The 17,735-nt window shown below is 71.8% G+C and carries 16 protein-coding genes and 1 tRNA gene; 7 read left to right on the plus strand and 10 right to left on the minus strand.

All coding sequences use genetic code 11. The features are described from left to right. The first annotated feature begins 122 nt into the window (after nucleotides 1-122). Together ACWC24_RS00520 and ACWC24_RS00525 are read left to right on the plus strand one after the other, a co-directional pair. Nucleotides 123-620 carry a hypothetical protein gene (locus tag ACWC24_RS00520; RefSeq protein WP_450660621.1) on the plus strand — a complete coding sequence of 166 codons (498 nt, stop codon included), beginning with the start codon at nucleotides 123-125 and terminating at the stop codon, nucleotides 618-620. A 561-nt stretch (nucleotides 621-1,181) separates the two neighbouring features. After that, a complete protein-coding gene (locus ACWC24_RS00525; RefSeq protein WP_450660622.1) occupies nucleotides 1,182-2,051 on the plus strand; it encodes a spermidine synthase in 870 nt (289 codons plus the stop codon). A 51-nt stretch (nucleotides 2,052-2,102) separates the two neighbouring features. Here the strand turns inward: ACWC24_RS00525 and ACWC24_RS00530 are convergent, their stop codons facing one another. Continuing rightward, a complete protein-coding gene (locus ACWC24_RS00530; protein WP_450660623.1) occupies nucleotides 2,103-2,657 on the minus strand; it encodes a hypothetical protein in 555 nt (184 codons plus the stop codon). 98 nt (nucleotides 2,658-2,755) lie between these two features. Here ACWC24_RS00530 and ACWC24_RS00535 point away from each other — a divergent pair, with 98 nt between their 5' ends. The 3 genes from ACWC24_RS00535 to ACWC24_RS00545 all read left to right on the plus strand — a co-directional run bounded on the left by ACWC24_RS00535 (nucleotide 2,756) and on the right by ACWC24_RS00545 (nucleotide 6,488). After that, complete coding sequence (locus ACWC24_RS00535; protein WP_450660624.1) at nucleotides 2,756-3,457, plus strand: response regulator transcription factor; 702 nt, start codon at nucleotides 2,756-2,758, stop codon at nucleotides 3,455-3,457. Continuing rightward, complete coding sequence (locus tag ACWC24_RS00540; RefSeq protein ID WP_450660625.1) at nucleotides 3,454-4,830, plus strand: sensor histidine kinase; 1,377 nt, start codon at nucleotides 3,454-3,456, stop codon at nucleotides 4,828-4,830. The genes ACWC24_RS00535 and ACWC24_RS00540 overlap by 4 nt, the downstream gene beginning before the upstream one ends. 173 nt (nucleotides 4,831-5,003) lie before the next feature. Continuing rightward, on the plus strand, nucleotides 5,004-6,488 hold the full coding sequence (locus ACWC24_RS00545; RefSeq protein ID WP_450660626.1) for a glycoside hydrolase family 18 protein: 1,485 nt from the start codon (nucleotides 5,004-5,006) through the stop codon (nucleotides 6,486-6,488). A 181-nt stretch (nucleotides 6,489-6,669) separates the two neighbouring features. Here ACWC24_RS00545 and ACWC24_RS00550 read toward each other — a convergent pair whose 3' ends face one another. The 4 genes from ACWC24_RS00550 to ACWC24_RS00565 all read right to left on the minus strand — a co-directional run bounded on the left by ACWC24_RS00550 (nucleotide 6,670) and on the right by ACWC24_RS00565 (nucleotide 11,468). Next, entirely contained in the window at nucleotides 6,670-8,097 is a 1,428-nt protein-coding gene (locus tag ACWC24_RS00550; protein WP_450660627.1) for a GH1 family beta-glucosidase, read from the minus strand. Nucleotides 8,098-8,209: 112 nt separating this feature from the next. After that, complete coding sequence (locus ACWC24_RS00555) at nucleotides 8,210-9,121, minus strand: carbohydrate ABC transporter permease (protein ID WP_450660628.1); 912 nt, start codon at nucleotides 9,119-9,121, stop codon at nucleotides 8,210-8,212. After that, entirely contained in the window at nucleotides 9,118-10,146 is a 1,029-nt protein-coding gene (locus tag ACWC24_RS00560; RefSeq protein WP_450660629.1) for a carbohydrate ABC transporter permease, read from the minus strand. Before ACWC24_RS00560 ends, ACWC24_RS00555 begins: the two co-directional genes overlap by 4 nt. After that, a complete protein-coding gene (locus ACWC24_RS00565) occupies nucleotides 10,143-11,468 on the minus strand; it encodes an ABC transporter substrate-binding protein (protein ID WP_450660630.1) in 1,326 nt (441 codons plus the stop codon). Before ACWC24_RS00565 ends, ACWC24_RS00560 begins: the two co-directional genes overlap by 4 nt. 502 nt (nucleotides 11,469-11,970) lie before the next feature. Here ACWC24_RS00565 and ACWC24_RS00570 point away from each other — a divergent pair. Continuing rightward, nucleotides 11,971-13,026: a LacI family DNA-binding transcriptional regulator gene (locus tag ACWC24_RS00570; RefSeq protein WP_450660631.1), complete on the plus strand. Its 1,056-nt coding sequence runs from the start codon at nucleotides 11,971-11,973 to the stop codon at nucleotides 13,024-13,026. Between the two features lie 151 nt (nucleotides 13,027-13,177). Here ACWC24_RS00570 and ACWC24_RS00575 read toward each other — a convergent pair whose 3' ends face one another. The 5 genes from ACWC24_RS00575 to ACWC24_RS00595 form a co-directional block, all read right to left on the minus strand. Next, on the minus strand, nucleotides 13,178-13,693 hold the full coding sequence (locus ACWC24_RS00575) for a GNAT family N-acetyltransferase (RefSeq protein ID WP_450660632.1): 516 nt from the start codon (nucleotides 13,691-13,693) through the stop codon (nucleotides 13,178-13,180). Between the two features lie 160 nt (nucleotides 13,694-13,853). Then, a tRNA-His gene (locus tag ACWC24_RS00580) sits at nucleotides 13,854-13,926 on the minus strand. A gap of 110 nt (nucleotides 13,927-14,036) precedes the next feature. Beyond that, entirely contained in the window at nucleotides 14,037-14,645 is a 609-nt protein-coding gene (orn, locus tag ACWC24_RS00585) for an oligoribonuclease (RefSeq protein ID WP_450660633.1), read from the minus strand. A 230-nt stretch (nucleotides 14,646-14,875) separates the two neighbouring features. Further along, the gene (locus ACWC24_RS00590; protein ID WP_450660634.1) at nucleotides 14,876-16,108 is read right to left on the minus strand and encodes a helix-turn-helix domain-containing protein; all 1,233 of its coding nucleotides are present in this window, start codon (nucleotides 16,106-16,108) and stop codon (nucleotides 14,876-14,878) included. 385 nt (nucleotides 16,109-16,493) lie between these two features. Beyond that, the gene (locus ACWC24_RS00595) at nucleotides 16,494-16,832 is read right to left on the minus strand and encodes a hypothetical protein (RefSeq protein WP_450660635.1); all 339 of its coding nucleotides are present in this window, start codon (nucleotides 16,830-16,832) and stop codon (nucleotides 16,494-16,496) included. A gap of 304 nt (nucleotides 16,833-17,136) precedes the next feature. On the opposite strand from ACWC24_RS00595, the gene ACWC24_RS00600 reads away from it, so the two are divergent. Beyond that, on the plus strand, nucleotides 17,137-17,664 hold the full coding sequence (locus ACWC24_RS00600) for a universal stress protein (RefSeq protein WP_152894508.1): 528 nt from the start codon (nucleotides 17,137-17,139) through the stop codon (nucleotides 17,662-17,664). Nucleotides 17,665-17,735 lie beyond the last annotated feature (71 nt).

Here is a 17,735-nt window from a genome sequence, read left to right on the forward strand (position 1 = left end):
GAATTTCGCCGTAGCCCTTGACGCCGTGACGCGTTGAACCGCCCGAACTGCAAGAAGGTTCTGTGGTGGAGGCCGGGATGGGGACGAGCCAAAGCGTCGGTCCTTGTACGACGGTTACGCCGATGGCGCCGGCGGTCGCGGCGACCGCGGTGACGGCGATGACCGGAGCGACGGCGGTGACTTCGGTGACTTCGGTGACGGCGGTGACTTCGGCGACGGCGGTGGTCGCGGAGCGCTTTCCGCCCCCGGAGTGCGGCGGGCCGCCCGAGGAGGCCGACGGGTGCGACCTCGTCACGGTCCCTGCCCGTCAGGGCCTGGAGGCGGTCGACATCCTGCGCCGGGCGGACGTGGACGCGATGGGGCCCGTACTGCACGACGACAGGTGCGACACGCTCGGCTTCCTCGTGCCGTCCGGCACCGCGGCCGGGTGGGACGTCCCCGGCAGCGTCTGCACGCAGACCGACGGGCGGGGGCTGCGGCCCGACCCCGAGCCGCCGGTCGAGGGTTCGGACTGGCTGCTGCCGCCGGGCGAGGCGGACCTCGCGACCGATCCGGCGGTGCTGCGCCGGGCCCTGGGCGAGGCGGCCCGACTCATCGAGGCGGCCGACAGCCGCCGCTGAGCGGACACGGCCACCGCCGGGCGGACACGGCCACCGCCGGGCGGACACGGCCACCGCCGGGCGGCGGGACAGCCGCCGCGACGGCCGCTGAGCGGGACGGCCGTCGAGCGGGCACAGCCACCATCGGGCGGCACAGCCATCGGGCAGGCACGGGCGCCGTCGAGCGGGACGGTCATCGAGCGGGACGGTCGCCGGCGAGCGGGCGCAGTCGTTGAACGCGGCAGCCCTGGCGAGCGGGCTGCCGAGCCCGCCGGGCGGCCTGGCAGGCGCGGGCGTCGTCGAGCGGGACAGCTGTCCAGCGAGCACAGCCGCCGTCGAGCGGGAAGGCCGTCGAGCGGGACAGCCGTCGAGCGGGCGGAGCCCTCGGCGAGCGGGCCGCCAGGGGCCGTGGAGCGCGGGCTGTCGGCCGCCGCGGCAGGCCGCCCGGCGTCGGCGAGCAGGCCGCCCGGCGTCGGCGAGCGGGCCGCCCGGTACCGCCGCGGCGGGCCGTCCGGTGCCGTCGGGTGGGCCGGTGGTCGTCGCCGGGCGGCACGGGGGCCGGGCGCTTGCGAGAATGGCCCCATGGGAAAGTCCAGGAACCTCCGGCGGCGGCCGGACGCCGACGACGCCGTCGTCGAGCCCGTCGACGGCGGGCTCGCCGAGCTGATACGCGACCGGGACCGGGCGCGTGCCTGGACCCTGCTGATCGACGGCGCCCCGCAGTCGCACGTCGACCTGGACGACCCCGGGTACCTCTCCTTCGAGTACCAGCGCCGCCTCGGCCACGTCATCGACCTGGCCGCCCCGCCCGCCCGGCCCGTGCACGTCGTGCACCTCGGCGGCGGCGCCCTCACGCTGGCCCGGTACGTCGCCGCCACCCGCCCCCGCTCCACCCAGCAGGTCGTCGAGCGGGACGCGGCCCTGGTGCAACTGGTGCGCCGCGAGCTTCCGTTGGCGGCCAACACGCGCATACGGGTGCGCTCGGCGGACGCCCGGGAAGGGCTCGCCAAGGTGCCGGACGGCTGGGCCGACCTCGTCATCGCCGATGTGTTCAGCGGCGCCCGCACCCCCGCCCACCTGACCTCGACCGAGTTCCTCGACGAGGTCCGCAGGGCGCTCAAGCCCGGCGGGCTCTACGCCGCCAACCTGGCCGACGGGCCGCCGCTGGCGCATCTGCGCGGCCAGATCGCCACGGCCGCCGCCCGCTTCGGCGAACTCGCCCTGGTCGCCGATCCGACGGTGCTGCGCGGCAAGCGGTTCGGCAACGCGGTGCTGGTCGCCTCCAGCCTCCCGCTGCCCATCGCGGAACTGACCCGGCGGGCGGCCTCGGACCCCCACCCGGGCCGGGTCGAACACGGCCGCGCGCTCACCGACTTCGCCGGCGGCGCCCTGGCGGTGACGGACGCGGCGGCGGTCGCGTCCCCCGCCCCACCGCCGTCGGTCTTCCGCTAGCGCCCACCGGCCCGAGGACCGGCCCGAGGCCCGGGGGCGGACCCGTCCGGCTCAGTACGTGACGACCTGCACCTGGGGCGGTCCGTCGTGCCAGGTGCAGAACACCGACACCCGGTCCGTGCCCGCGCTGAACTCCACCCGGATCCAGGTCTCCGTCTTGAACACCTGCATCGACCAACCGGAGGCCGGGGTCGCCGACACCAGCGTCGCGTACGTGTCGGCGATGTCGAAGACCGAGCGGCCGCCCTTGGTGTCGTAGCTCTTGATCCGGCTGTCGGCCGTGGCCGAGGCGGTGGCGGACGCTCCGGAGGTCGGCTCCGTCGTCGCGGGCGCCGACTTCGAGGGCGACGGCGTGGCCGTCGGACCGGCCGGTGCGGCCGATCCGGTCGGCTTGGCCGACGGGCTCTTCGAAGGGGTCACCCGGTGGGTCGACGAGGCCAGCGGCCTCGACCGCTGCATGGTCGGGTCGACCGCGGCGATGGGCAGGGCGCGCGGCGGGTCGTAGGCCGTGCCCGTCATCACCGTGTGGACGCCCCACCATGACAGCGTGACCGCCGCGCCCGTGGCGAGCAGCCAGGCCAGTACGTGTACAAGTCCTCTGCGCATCGCGGGCCATACTGCCTCACCCGTCCCACCGGCCGCACCTGGTCGAAGTTATCCACAGGCGCCGATCGTTGTCGTCCGAATGGCGTACGGTGCGGCGCATGGCAAGTGTGCTCGTGGTCGAGGACGACCAGTTCGTCCGCTCGGCGCTCATCCGGCATCTCACAGACGCGGCCCATGTGGTGCGCAGCGTCGGCACCGCGCTGGAGGCGCTGCGCGAGGTCGCTCATTTCCGTTTCGACGTGGTCATCCTGGACCTCGGCCTGCCCGATCTCGACGGGTCGGAGGCCTTGAAGATGCTGCGCGGCATCACCGACGTCCCTGTGATCATCGCCACGGCCAGGGACGACGAGACGGAGATCGTACGGCTGTTGAACGCCGGGGCGGACGACTACCTCACCAAGCCGTTCTCGGTCGAGCACCTCTCGGCGCGGATGGCCGCCGTGCTGCGCCGGTCCCGCGCCGTCGCCGCGGACACCCCGCCCTCCACCGTCATCCGGGTCGGGGGCCTGACCGTCGACCCGCTGCGCCGCCAGGCCGAACTGGACGGCACCCGGCTGGATCTGACGCGCCGGGAGTTCGACCTGCTCGCCTTCCTGGCCGGCCGGCCGGGAGTCGTCGTACCCCGCAGGGAACTGCTCGCCGAGGTCTGGCAGCAGTCGTACGGCGACGACCAGACCATAGACGTCCATCTCTCCTGGCTGCGGCGGAAGCTGGGCGAGACGGCGGCGCGGCCCCGCTATCTGCACACGCTGCGGGGCGTCGGCGTCAAGCTGGAGCCGCCCGTGGAGCCGGCCCGATGAGGTGGGCGCTGGTCAGGGTGTGCCTGGCGGTCACCACGATGGTCGTGATCGCCTTCGCCGTGCCGCTGGGGCTGGTCATCAAGGAGATGGCCCGCGACCGTGCCTTCTCCAACGCGGAGCGGGAGGCCGCGGCGATCGTCCCGGCGCTGTCCATCACCACCGACCGCGACGAGCTGGAGCGCGTCATCGCCTCCGCGGGCTCCGACGCCGGGATGGCCGTGCACATACCCGCGGTCGACGGCCAGGCGGCCGTCGAACTCGGCCGGCAGCGCGCCGCCGAGGGGGACATCGCGATGGTGCGGAAGCTGGGCCGGGTCTCCACCACAGAGGTGCGCGGCGGTTCGATCCTGCTCCAGCCGGTCGCGCTGAGCTCCGGCGCGATGGCCGTGGTCGAGGTGTACGTCCCCGAGTTCGAGGTCAGCAACGGCGTCGGCACGGCCTGGGCGGTGCTCGCCGGGGTCGGCGCCGCCCTGGTCGTCGGCTCGGTCGCGGTCGCCGACCGGCTGGGCGTCAGGATGGTGCAGCCGGCCGAGCGGCTCGCCGACGGCGCGCACGAACTCGGCGAGGGCCGGCTCGGCGCCCGGGTGCCGGAGGAGGGGCCGACCGAACTGCGGCTGGCCGCCGTCGCGTTCAACTCCATGGCCGACCAGGTCGTCCAACTGCTCGCCAACGAGCGGGAGCTGGCCGCCGACCTGTCCCACCGGCTGCGCACCCCGCTGACCGTGCTGCGGCTCAACGCGGCCTCGCTCGGCGAGGGACCGGCCGCCGAGCAGACCCGGGCGGCCGTCGCGCAGTTGGAGCGCGAGGTCGACACCATCATCCGCACGGCCCGCGAGGCCAAGCCGCAGACCGTGGCGGCGGGCCTCGGCGCGGGGTGCGACGCGGGCGAGGTGGTGCGCGAGCGGATGAAGTTCTGGTCGGCGCTGGCGGAGGACGAGGGCCGCAAGGTACGGGTGGCCGTGGCCGACCACCCGGTGCGCATACCCGTGGCCCGCGCGGACCTGGCGGCGGCGCTGGACGCGCTGCTCGGCAACATCTTCCGCCACACCCCCGAGGGCACGGCCTTCGCGGTCGACGTGCACAACGGCGAGGACGCGGTGATCGTGCTGGTCTCGGACGCGGGGCCGGGCATCCCGGACCCCGAGGCGGCGATGGCCCGCGGGCGGGGATCGGGCAACGACGGCTCGACCGGGCTCGGCCTGGACATCGTGCGGCGGCTCGCGGAGTCGACGGGCGGCGACGTGCGGATCGGCTCCTCCGTGCTCGGCGGCACCGAGGTGCGGATCTGGATCCAGCTCGACGGGCGCGAGCCCGAACGCGGCGGGCACCGCGGACGGGTCCGGCGGCGCAGGCGGGGACAGAAGGTGCGCTGAACCCGTCTCACCGTCCCTACCTTTAACCGTCTCCGATGCCTTCCTTAAGCGCACCCTAAGATCTCCAACGGCCCCCCGGATAAAGCGGTTTGCCCGATTCCGGATCGCTAGCGTGCTGCCACGACCCAGGTCTGGGACGCCCCCCGTGAGCAGTGAGTGAAGGCAGGCACGCGATGAGCACGCACCGGCGCAGAATCAGTGGCAGGAACAAGGCGATCGGCGGAGCGGTCGCCGCGGCCGTGATCGGTGGCGGCGCCGTCATCCTCGCCGGCGTCGCGAACGCGGCCAGTGTCGGCGCCGCGTACACCAAGACCAGCTCCTGGTCGACGGGTTACACCGCGCAGTACGTCGTGACGAACAACAGCGGGGCGCGGGAGAAGGACTGGACCCTGGAGTTCGACCTCCCCGCGGGCACGAAGATCGGCTCCCTGTGGGACGGCGAGTCGACCGTCAGCGGCCAGCACGTCACCGTCAAGCCGCCGAAGTGGGACACGGACGGACTGGCCGCGGGCGAGTCGGCCACCGTCGGCTTCGTGGCCAACGGCAGCGGCGATCCGACCGGCTGTCTGATCGACGGCGCGAGCTGCTCCGTCGACACCGGCGCGACGCCGCAGCCGACCGGCCGTCCGACCGAGACGGCGACCCCCACCGCGACCCCGACCGCGACCGCCGCCCCCACCAGGACGGCCACGCCGACGCCCACGCAGACCGCCACCCAGACCCCCACGGCGTCCCCCTCGCAGAGCACCGGCACGGGCACCGGCACGACGGCGGGCTTCGCGCCGTACGTCGACACCTCGCTCTACCCGGCCTACGACCTGCTGGCGAACGTCGCGGCGACCGGAGTCAAGAACTACAACCTCGCCTTCGTCACCGACGGCGGCGGCTGCACCCCGAAGTTCGGCGGTGTGTCGGACCTGGCGAACGACGGTGTCGCCTCGCAGATCGGCGCGCTGCGCGCCAAGGGCGGTGACGTCCGGGTCTCCTTCGGCGGCGCGTCCGGCTCCGAACTGGCCACCACCTGCTCCTCGGCGGACGCGCTGGCGGCGGCGTACGGCAAGGCCGTGGACACCTTCAAGCTCACCAAGGTCGACTTCGACGTCGAGGGCGGCGCGCTGCCCAACACGGCCGCGAACACCAAGCGCGCCCAGGCGATCGCCAAGCTCCAGAAGCAGCACCCGGGCCTGGACGTCTCCTTCACGCTCCCCGTCATGCCGGAGGGCCTCACCCAGGACGGCGTGAACCTGCTCGCCAACGCGAAGCAGAACGGCGTCTCCATCAACACCGTCAACATCATGGCGATGGACTACGGACCGGCGTACAGCGGCGACATGGGCACGTACGCCGAGCAGGCCGCCACCGCCACCCAGGCCCAGATCAAGAGCGTGCTGAGCCTCTCCGACAGCGCTGCCTGGAAGGCGGTCGCCGTGACCCCGATGATCGGCGTCAACGACGTCGCCAGCGAGATCTTCAAGGTCGACGACGCCGCCCAGCTCGTCGCCTTCGCCAGGTCCAAGGGCCTGGGCGGGCTGTCGATGTGGTCCGCCACCCGTGACAAGCAGTGCGCGGGCGGCGCGAAGAACGTCGCGGACGCCACGTGCAGCTCGATCGCCCAGAGCGACTCCGCGTTCTCGAAGGCGTTCGCCGCCTTCAACTGATCAGGGCCACATCTGATCAGGGCCACACCTGATCCGAGCCGCAGCTGATCCGAGCCACATCCAGGAAACGGGGTCGCGCGCCCCGGCCGGTTCCCACCCCCCATCCGGCCGGGGCGCGCGTGTGTGTTCCGGACCGGCGGACGTCCCCTCCCCCGGGACGGGGACCTCCGCAGGTCCGGGCTCAGGCGCTCTCGACCTCCGGCAGCGCGCCCGTACGGGCCGCCTCCCCGTACCAGAGGGCGCTCGACTTCGGCGTACGCTCCAGCGTCGCGTAGTCCACGTACACCGCGCCGAAGCGCTTCTCGTAGCCGTACGCCCACTCGAAGTTGTCCAACAGGGACCACAGGTAGTAGCCGCGCACGTCGGCGCCGTCGGAGATGGCCCGGCGGACCGCCGAGAGGTGGCCGTGCAGGTAGGCGACGCGCTCGGGGTCGTGGACCCGGCCGTCCGGGTCCGGCTTGTCGTCGTAGGCCGCGCCGTTCTCCGTGATGTACAGGGGCAGGCCCGGGGCCTCCCGGTTGTACCGCATGATCAGCTCGTGCAGGCCGGTCGGGTCGATCGTCCAGCCCATCTCCGTGCGCTCGCCCGGGGTCTGGTGGAAGTCGACGTCGTCGGCGGCCGGCCAGGGCGAGTGCTCGCTGGCCCCGTGACCGTCCGCCCGCGCGCCCTGCCGGTCCGGTCGGGCGGCCGACACCAGCGTGGGGGTGTAGTAGTTCAGGCCCAGCGTGTCCAGCGGCTGGTTGATCGTCCGCAGGTCGCCGTCGAGGACGTACGACCAGTCCGTGACCGACGACGTCGCCGCCAGCAGGGTCTGCGGGTACGCGCCGTGCAGGATCGGGCCGTGGAAGACACCGTTGGCGAGGTCGTCGATCTTGCGGGCCGCGGCCAGGTCCGCCGGGTCCTGGGTGAGGGGCCTGACCACCGAGGAGTTGAGGCTGAGCCCGACCGTGTTGCGGGCGGGCATCACCGAACGCAGCGCCTTCGCGCCGAGGCCGTGCGCGAGGTTGAGGTGGTGGGCGGCGCGCAGCGACGCCTCCGGGTCCGTACGGCCGGGGGCGTGCACACCGGAGCCGTAGCCCAGGAAGGCGCTGCACCACGGCTCGTTGAGGGTGATCCACTGCTCCACGCGGTCGCCGAGCGCCTCCCCGACGATCTGCGCGTACTCGGCGAAACGCAGCGCCGTGTCGCGCTCCGGCCAGCCGCCGGCGTCCTCCAGCTCCTGCGGAAGGTCCCAGTGGTAGAGGGTGACGGCCGGCTTGATGCCGTGGGCGAGCAGGTCGTCGACGAGACGGCGATAGAAGTCCAGGCCGACCTGGACCGCCGGACCCCGGCCGGTGGGCTGCACCCGCGACCAGGAGATCGAGAACCGGTACGCGCCCAGCCCCAGACCGGCCATGAGCTCCACGTCCTCGTGGAAGCGGTGGTAGTGGTCGACAGCGATGTCACCGTGGTCGCCGCCGGCCGTCTTGCCCGGCGTATGGCTGAAGGTGTCCCAGATCGAGGGGGTGCGGCCGCCCTCGCGCACCGCCCCCTCGATCTGGTAGGCGGAGGTCGCGGCGCCCCACAGGAAGTTGGGGGGAAAGGCCACGGGCGTAATGGGTTCAGGCATGGAAGCGCTCCCAAGGGAAGTCGGGGTGACCGACGGAAGGAAAGAGGGGAGTGAGGGGCGGGCCGCGGGGGCCGGGGCGGCGGTGGCCCGGCCCCCCTGGACGGCAGGGACGTCAGCCCTTGATCGCGCCCTGCATGATGCCGCCCACGATCTGCTTGCCGAACAGCAGGAAGGCGATCAGCAGCGGCAGCGTGCCGAGCAGCGCGCCCGCCATGATGACGGCCTGGTCGGGGATGTAACCGGTGCCCAGAGAGTTGAGGGCGACCTGGACCGTCGGCTCCTGCTGGTTCAGGGCGATGATCGGCCACAGGAAGTCGTTCCAGGCCATCACGAAGGTCAGCAGGCCGAGCACGGCCATCGCCGGGCGGGCCGCCGGGAAGACGACGTGCCACACCACGCGCAGACTGTTCGCGCCGTCGACCCGGGCCGCCTCGATCAGTTCGGAGGGCAGGGCCTGCACCAGGTACTGCCGCATGAAGAACGTGCCGAAGGCGCTCACCAGGGTGGGCAGGATGACCGTCTGGAGCTGGTTGGACCAGCCCAGGTCGCTCATCCACAGATACAGCGGTACGACGGCGAGCTGCGGCGGGATCATCATCGTGCCGACGGTCAGCAGCAGCAGGAGTCCGGAGAACTTGAACTTCAGCTTGGCGAAGGCGAACCCGGCGAGCGTGGAGAACACGACCGTGCCGATGGTGATGGTCCCGGCCACGATCGTCGAGTTGATCATCGCGGTGCCGAGTCCGGCCTGGTCCCACGCGGACTCGAGGTTCTTGAACAGGTTCGCGCCGAACCACAGCGGCGGCGGTGTCTGCGCCAGCCGCGCGTTGTTGCGCGAGGCCGCGATGGCCGTCCACACCAGCGGAGCGAGCGAGACCAGCGCGAAGACGGTCAGGACGATGTAGGTGACCGGACCCGCGTGCAGCTGCTTGCCCGCGCCGAGCACCCGGCGGCGTCCGGGCTCCCGGTCGGCCTTGGTTCCCTTCGACTCCGCCGTGGAGACAGTGAGTTCAGTCGTGGTCATTGGGATTTCCTCAGCCGTCGGGTGATCAGCATGTTGATCGCGGCGACGATCAGCAGGATCAGGAACATCGTCCACGCGATCGCTGACGCCTTGCCGAGGTTGCCGATGCCCCAGCCCTGGTCGTACATGTACAGGCCGAGCGTCTGGTACTGGTGCGCGGAGCCGCCCTTCGAGCCGCTGACCCCGCCGAACAGGAGCGGCTCGCCGAACAGCTGCGTCGCGCCGATCGTGGACACGACCACCGTGAACAGGATCGTCGGCCGCAGCATGGGGATCGTCACGTGCCGGAACTGCTGCCAGCGACCGGCGCCGTCGAGCGCGGCCGACTCGTACAGGTCCGTGGGGATCGCCTGCATCGCCGCGAGGTAGATCAGCGCGTTGTAGCCGGTCCACCGCCAGATCACGATCGAGGACACGGCGAACTGCGAACCCCAGTCCGACTCGCGCCAGTTGATCGGGTGGACCCCGACGAAGTGCAGCAGCCAGTTGACCATGCCGCCGTCCCACGAGTACAGCAGCGTGAAGACCAGCGTCGCCGCCGCCACCGAGGTGGCGTACGGGGTGAGCATCACGACCCGCCACACGGTCGAGCCGCGCAGCCGGTAGTTGAGCAGGTGTGCGAGGCCGAGCGCCATCAGCAGCTGCGGCACCGTGGAAATCACGCCGATGCTGAAGGTGTTCTCCAGGGCGTTCCAGAAGAACTCCGAGGACAGCAGGTTCTTGTAGTTGTCCAGACCTGCCCAGGTCTGGTGGTCCAGGCCGGAGAGCTGCACATTGTGCAGCGAGTACCAGGCCGTGTAGAGCAGCGGGAAGAGGCCGAAGGCCCCGAAGATGATGAAGAAGGGGGAGATGAATGCGTACGGCGCCGCCTTCATGTCCCAGCGGTACAGCCGGCTGCGCCAGGAATCCGGGCCCGGCGGCGGCGTACCCCGACCCTGAGCGCCCCGGGCCGCGCCCGGCTGTGAGCCGGGCGCGGCGTCGGCGCTCGTCGCGGTCTGCGCGAGAGCCTGCTTGGAGCTGGTCACTGGCCGAGCACGTCCTTGATCTCAGCCTTTGCCGCGTCCCAGCCCTGGGCCGGGGACTTGCCCTTCTGCTCGACCTGGAGGATGCCGACGTCGGTGATCGCGGTGCCGATCGGCTGGTCCTTGGTGCCGAAGTACTGGACCGGGATGGTCTTCGCCGAGTCGCCGAAGATCTGCGTGATCGGCGCGTTGGAGAAGTACTCCGTGGTGGCGGCGGCCGGCGTCAGGGTCGAGTAGGCCGACGGGGTCGACGGGAAGCTCGCCTGCTTGGCGAAGACCTTCGCCTGCTGCTCGGGCGCGGTCAGCCACTTGGCCAGCTCGATGGCCTCCTTCTGGTGCTTGCCGGCCGTCGGGACACCGATGAACGAACCGCCCCAGTTGGCCGCGGTCGGCGCGGCCGCCACGTCCCACTTGCCCTTGCCGGCGTCACCGGACTTCTCCTGGATGTAGCCCATCATCCAGGCGGGGCAGGCCACCGTCGCGAACGAGCCCTTGGCGAAGCCCTGGTCCCACGTCGGGTCGAACTGCTTCAGCTTCGCCGACATGTCGCTGGTCGCCACGGTCATGGCGGCGTTCCAGGACTTCTTCACGCCCGTGGACTTGTCCCAGATGACGTTGCCGTCCTTGTCGTAGTACCGCTGGCTCTCGCCGCCGAGGGCCGCGTTGTAGACCGAGGAGGCGGAGTCCACGAACTTGGTGCCGCTCGGCGCCTTCTTCATGTACTGCTTGCCGAGGTCGACGTACTTGGCCCAGTCGCCCTTCCACTGCGCGGCGAGCTTGGTGCGGTCGGTCTCCAGACCGGCCTTCTCGAAGAGGTCCTTGCGGTAGCAGATCGCCATCGGGCCGATGTCGGTGCCGAGCGCGATGGTCTTGCCGTCCTTGGTGGTGGCCTGGGAGAGCTTCCAGTCCAGCCACTGCGACTTGTCGACCTCCTTGCCGAGGTCGACGAACTTGTCGGCCTGGGTCTGGACGGCCTCGGTGATGTTGCCGACCTCGATGGCCTGGATGTCGTCCGTGCCCGAGCCGGCCTGGAGGCGGGTGAGGGTCTTGGGCCAGTACACGTCGGTACGGGTGGTGACGTTCTCCTTGATGGAGATGTTCGGGTGGAGCTTCATGTACTCGTCGTAGAGGCCGGCCTGCTTGTAGCCGAAGACGCCGAAGGTGCCTATCGTCAGAGTGGTCTTGCCCTTGGCGTCTCCGCCACCGTTCGAATTCGACGAGCTGTCGTCCGAGTCGCTGGAACAACCGGCCAGCAGCCCCGTAGCCAGCGCGGCGACGACCGTGAAGGCCATCATCCGGCGGGACCGGCGGGTACTCGTGCGCATAGCGTCCTCCTGTTGCCTGACGTGCCGACCCCCCGGCCAACTGCATTGGTGGCGCCCGTTGTTCTCGCTGCGGCTCGGGCGGGGAACGTGCGGGATGTGTATGTGTCAGGTACTGTGGGAGCGCTCCCACAGGTGATGAGTTGAAGAGTCGCGGGTCCGCGCGGGGGTGTCAAGGGAGTCGGCGCGGGAAGATGCGTTCAGTTATCGGGCTGTTAACTGGAGTTAGAGGTTCCGTTTGATACCGGAACCGGAACCGGGACGGTGCCGCATCGGCCCGGAGCCGCTTCGGTCCGGTTCAGGGCTGGTTCGATCCGATTCGGGGTCGCTTCGGTCCGGTTCAAGCGGAGGTCCGGTTCGGGGGAGGTCCCGATCGGGGCTTCCGCCCGGTCGGCGGACGTGCCCCGCGGGGCCCCGCGCCCGCAGGGCACGGCCGTCTCCCGGGCGGGACTGTTAGATTCCAGGCCGAGGTGGGGTACGGGGTGACTACGGGAGGGCGGAGCGCATGGCAGGCCACGGAGCTCGGAACCGGAGCGGCGGGCGGCCGACCCTCGAAGAGGTCGCCGCGCGTGCCGGTGTCGGCCGCGGCACGGTCTCCCGGGTGATCAACGGCTCGCCCCGGGTGAGTGACGCGACCCGCGCGGCCGTGGAGGCCGCCGTCGCGGAACTGGGCTACGTCCCGAACACCGCGGCCCGCGCCCTCGCCGCCAACCGAACCGATGCCATCGCGCTGGTCGTCCCCGAGCCGGAGACCCGGTTCTTCGCGGAGCCGTACTTCTCGGACATGCTGCGCGGTGTCGGGGCCGAGCTGTCGGACACCGAGATGCAACTGCTGCTGATCTTCGCGGGCAACGACCGGGAGCGGCAGCGGCTCGCCGAGTACCTGGCCGCGCACCGGGTGGACGGCGTCCTGCTGGTGTCCGTGCACGCCGACGACCCGCTGCCCGACCTGCTCGCCCAGCTGGAGATCCCGGCGGTGATCAGCGGCCCGCGCTCGGCGGCTGAGACGCTCACCTCGGTCGACTCCGACAACTACGGCGGCGCCCGCTCGGCCGTGGAGCATCTGCTGTCCCGGGGCCGAGGCCGCGTCGCGCACATCACCGGCCGGCTCGACGTGTACGGCGCCCAGCGGCGTATCGACGGCTACCGCGCGGCCCTGCGCGACGCGGGCCACGCGCCGGACGAGGGCCTGATCGAGGCGGGCGACTTCACCGAGGAGGGCGGCAGCCGGGCGATGGCGAAGCTCCTCGCCCGGCGCCCCGACCTGGACGCGGTCTTCGCCGCCTCGGACGTGACGGCGGCCGGTGCCCGCCAGGCGCTGCGCGAGGCGGGCCGGCGCATCCCGGAGGACGTCGCCCTCGTCGGCTACGACGACTCGGCCATCGCCCGCCACATGGACCCGCCGCTGACCAGCGTCCGCCAGCCCATCCAGGAGATGGGCCGCACCATGATCGACCTGCTGCTCAACGAGATCGCCGACCGCCGTCCCTCGGCCTCCCGGGGCCTGGAGCGACGCCAGGTGGTGCTGGCGACGGAACTGGTGGCCCGCGCGTCCTCGTGACCCGGGCGGACCCCACCCGCCGCTCCTCGCCACCCGCACCGCCACCCGCACCGCCGTCCGCACCCTCGTCCGCGGCCGGTGGCCGCGCTCGGACCGCGTCCGGACCGCGTCCGGACCGCGTCCGGGGCTGGTGGCCGCCCGCCGGCCGTGGTCAGCCGCGCGTCGGGCCGACGGCGTCGGGATCAGGCGCCAGGGACAGCCGCCAGCGGATCTCGCCGTCCTGCTCCTCGTCGGTGGGGGAGAGCCCGGCCGCCGCGGCGACGGCGGCGGAGGCCCGGTGGTCCGGGTGGATGTGGGCGACGACCGTACGGACGGAGTGTGCGCGCAGTCCGGCCACGAGGGCCCGCGCGGCCTCCGAGGCGTAGCCGCGCCCCTGCCAGGGCGTGCCGACGACCCAGGCGATCTCCGCGAGGCTCCCGCCGGTCACGGTGGCCTGGACGGTGCCGACCGGACACGGGTCCCGGCGCCGCAGCAGCACCCAGTTGCACCAGGTGACGGACGGGTCGGGGGAGCCGGCCACGAGACGTGCGTAGCGCGACCGCAGGGCCTGCGCGGTGGCGGGCGAGCCGCCGATGAAGGCGTGCAGGGCCGGATCGGACAGGACACCCGCCATGTCCCCGGCGTGCTCGACGCGCAGCGGGACGAGGTCGAGACGGGCGGTGCGCATGGATTCCGTGCGCAGGAGTCCGGCCCGCATGGGCTCGGCAGGGACTGGTTCCGCAGGCACCGGCTCGGTGGGCACTGGTTCGGTGTGCACGGTGAAGTGAGCCTCCCGGAAACGCGTCAGCGGGTGACCTCCGTGAGGAGGTCACCCGCTGAACCTTCAGGGTGAGTGACGGGACTCGAACCCGCGGCCACCTGGACCACAACCAGGTGCTCTACCAACTGAGCTACACCCACCATGGGCCGGTGGTTGACTTTTCGGTTTCCCCTACCGGCCGAGAAAAAGTGTACAGGGTCTTGAGGGGTGCTCGCGCACACCTTTTACGGCGGCGCTTCCCGAGCCCCTGCTACACCTGCTGAGCAGGCAGGACGTACTTCGCCGCGATCGCCTTCGCGGTGTCCGAGTCGGGGCCGGGCTGGGGCACGAAGACGGCCTCGCGGTAGTACCGGAGTTCCGCGATGGACTCGCGGATGTCGGCGAGGGCGCGGTGGTTGCCGTTCTTCTCGGGGCTGTTGAAGTAGGCCCGCGGGTACCAGCGCCGGGCCAGCTCCTTCACCGAGCTGACGTCGACGATCCGGTAGTGGAGGTGGTTCTCCAGGGCCGGCATGTCGCGGAGCAGGAAGCCGCGGTCGGTGCCGACCGAGTTGCCGCACAGCGGTGCCTTGCCGGGTTCCTTGACGTGCTCGCGCACGTACGCCAGGACCTGTGCCTCGGCGTCCGCCAGCGTCGTGCCGCCGGCCAGCTCCTCGAGCAGGCCCGACGCGGTGTGCATCTGGCGCACCACCTCCGGCATCGTCTCCAGCGCGGAGTCCGGCGGACGGATCACGATGTCCACACCGTCGCCGAGCACGTTGAGCTCGGAGTCGGTGACGAGGGCGGCCACCTCGATGAGAGCGTCGTCGGACAGCGAGAGGCCGGTCATCTCGCAGTCGATCCACACCATGCGATCGTTCATGTGTCTAACCTTACGGCGCGTCGTCGTGGGCCGAACCGGTCGTGCGGCGAGCTTGTGGCGCGGAACTCCTGGGGCGGGAGGGGTGTCGGCGGGGGAAGGGACGGAGAAGGGGCGGCCGGGGCCGGAGGATCCGACCCTGACCGCCCCTTCCCGTGCCGCACGTCACATCGTCACGTACGCCGTCCCGTACGCCGCCATGGACGTCGCCATGGGCGTCGTCCCGTACGCCGTCACGTCGCGCTGCGCTGGCCGGGCAGGCTCGCCCGGCCCGACAGGTACGCCTCCCGGCTGCCGTCCCCGGCGCCGGACGCCGAGGCGGCCAGCGCCGCCGCCGGTGTGCGGCGGGTCTGCGGCGGGACCGGCCCGCCCTCCGGGTGCAGCGCGGACACCGGGCCCGCCGGGAGCGGGGCCGGCGGGCCCTCGCTCTCCAGCTGCCGCTCGCCCTGCGGACGCCGGGCCCGGTACGCGGCCCGGTAGGCGGCCGGCGACGAGCCCAGCTGACGCCGGAAGTGCCCCCGCAGCGCCACCGGCGAGCGGAAGCCGCAGCGGCCCGCGACCTCGTCCACCGAGTAGTCCGACGTCTCCAGCAGGCGCTGCGCCTGCAGCACGCGCTGGGTGATCAGCCACTGGAGCGGAGCGCTGCCGGTGAGCGAGCGGAAGCGTCGGTCGAACGTCCGCCTGCTCATGTACGCGCGCGCCGCGAGGGTCTCCACGTCGAACTGCTCGTGGAGGTGCTCCAGCGCCCAGGCGACGACCTCGGCCAGCGGGTCGGCGCCGATCTCCTCCGGCAAAGACCTGTCGAGGTAGCGCTCCTGACCGCCGCTGCGGCGCGGCGGGACCACCAGCCGGCGGGCCAGCGCACCGGCCGCCTCGTTGCCGTGGTCCGTCCGCACGATGTGCAGACAGAGATCGATTCCGGCCGCGGTGCCCGCCGACGTCAGCACATCGCCGTCGTCGACGAAGAGTTCGCGTGGATCCACGTGTACCGACGGATAGCGCTTGGCCAGCGTCGGCGCGTACATCCAGTGCGTGGTGGCCGGTCGTCCGTCCAGCAGGCCCGCGGCCGCCAGGACGAAGGCGCCGGTGCACAGCCCGACGATGCGGGCGCCCTCCTCGTGCGCCCGGCGCAGTGCGTCGAGAGCATCCTCCGGCGGCGGCGAGGTGATCGAACGCCAGGCCGGCACGACGACCGTGCCCGCCCGGGAGATCGCCTCCAGGCCGTGTGGTGCGGTGAGTTCCAGGCCCCCTGTGGTCCGCAGCGGGCCTTCCTCGCCCGCGCTCACCAGCAGTCGGTAGCGTGGTACGCCGGCGTCCTGGCGGTCGATCCCGAACACCGACAGCGGTATGGAACTCTCGAAGATGGGGCCGCCGCTGAACAGCAGCACCGCAACGATCTCCTTGCGGCGTCGCCCGGAAAGCTTCCGGGCCGCGGCTTCCGGCGCGGCAGCGGAGTCGTGGCTCATACTGCTAAGCCCCCCTCGGTGGTCGCGGCTCCCTGTTCCCTTCGGGTCTGTCGCTCCAACACGTTTCCCCTCGGTCCTGCACGAGTCCCCCGCCGTAACAGTCAAGATCGAATCTACTGTGTCGCCCGGTGCCGTCGTGACCAGTTCACCACTGGGCACATTGTCGACATGGCAACTTGGCGTGAAGCATTCGATCACGAAGCGTTGCACTCGTGGGGCGTGCAGGGAAGTGCGCCTCGTGGCAGTGGCCAATCCCCGTAGGGTGCACAGGGTCTCCGAGGCCCTATCCGTGCAGGTCGCACCGGGGGAGGGGGGTGTTCGGGGCAAGGGATGCGCAGGGGCGAGAAGTTGGCTGAAAACAAGCGCTCGCGTGCATAAAAACCGGTCAGCCGACCGGTGTACTTCCGCCCGGGCGGCGGCCGCCTCCGTGTGCCCCCGATCCGACCCTGTGACGCCGTCCGCGGGTCGCGGACGGTGCGGCCTCCGCGGCCCGCAGCAGGGCCGCGCCGCGTTCGGACCGGCGCAACAGGGTGCGGCACGCGGCCGTGACGGCCGCGAGACCGAGCGCCGTGCCGGTGGCGCCGGCGAGCGAGGAGCCGTACCAGAGCAGCACCACCGGGACCAGCACGCAACTGAAGGCGGCCCAGCGGACCACGTCGGTCGCCGTGTCCGGGGCCGGCGCGGCGGTGCGCCCGGCCTCGGGGCCGGTGCGGGATGAGGGCATCGCGTGCTCCCTGTGGCGGTCGTTCACGCGGGTTCAACGTCCGCCCGGTCGCTCGGTCACCAGGGTCGTCAAGTGAATCCGGTCGAATCCTGTGTGAACCGCCTGTACGGGGCAGCAACCATTGCGTCACGGGCGCTCCCTCGTGCATGCTCCGGGGAACCCGCAACGGAGCGCGCGCGGGATCTGGGCGAAGGAGGAGTGCCGCCGTACCCTTGGGGTATGGGGTTGGGAAGATGATTCCCGGACACACCTCCGTCCCACCGCCGTCGTCCCCACCCACGAGGATCTGAACGCCGAGACACTCATGGCCGGTCACGAATTCTTCGAACCCGCGGACCGCAAGCGGCCCGTCGCCGATCCCACGGCGGCCGAGCCCCTTGCGGCGGAAGAGCAACGCCACGCGTGCGACCCCGCCTTCAAGCACGGCGTGGTCGTCGGCTTCGACGGCTCCACGTCCAGTGAGCGGGCCCTCGCGTACGCCATCGGCATGGCCCACCGCTCCCGGTCGGGCCTGATCATCGTCCATGTCGCCAACCGGCTGCCGACCACGGTGTGGGCCGGCTGCGAACCGCCCGTCTTCGTGGACGTGCCGGACCACCGCACCGAGGTGCTCGGTCTGGAACTCGCCTGCGCGGAGTACCTCGCGGAGGTGCCCTGGATCCTGGTCGAGCGCGGCGGCGACATCTGCCACGAACTCGAAGAGGTGGGGCGGGAGTACGAGGCCGACGCGATCGTCGTCGGCTCCACGCACGGCATCGTCGGCCGGATCTTCGGCTCGGTCGCCGGACGGCTCGCCAAGCGGGCCAAGCGGCCCGTCATCGTCATTCCGTAACTCCCCGCGTCCGCAGGCGGGATGCCCGGCGGACCGGCTCAACTCCCTTGGTGCGCAGCGCGAATCTACTC

The organism is Streptomyces sp. NPDC001443, assembly GCF_053597355.1.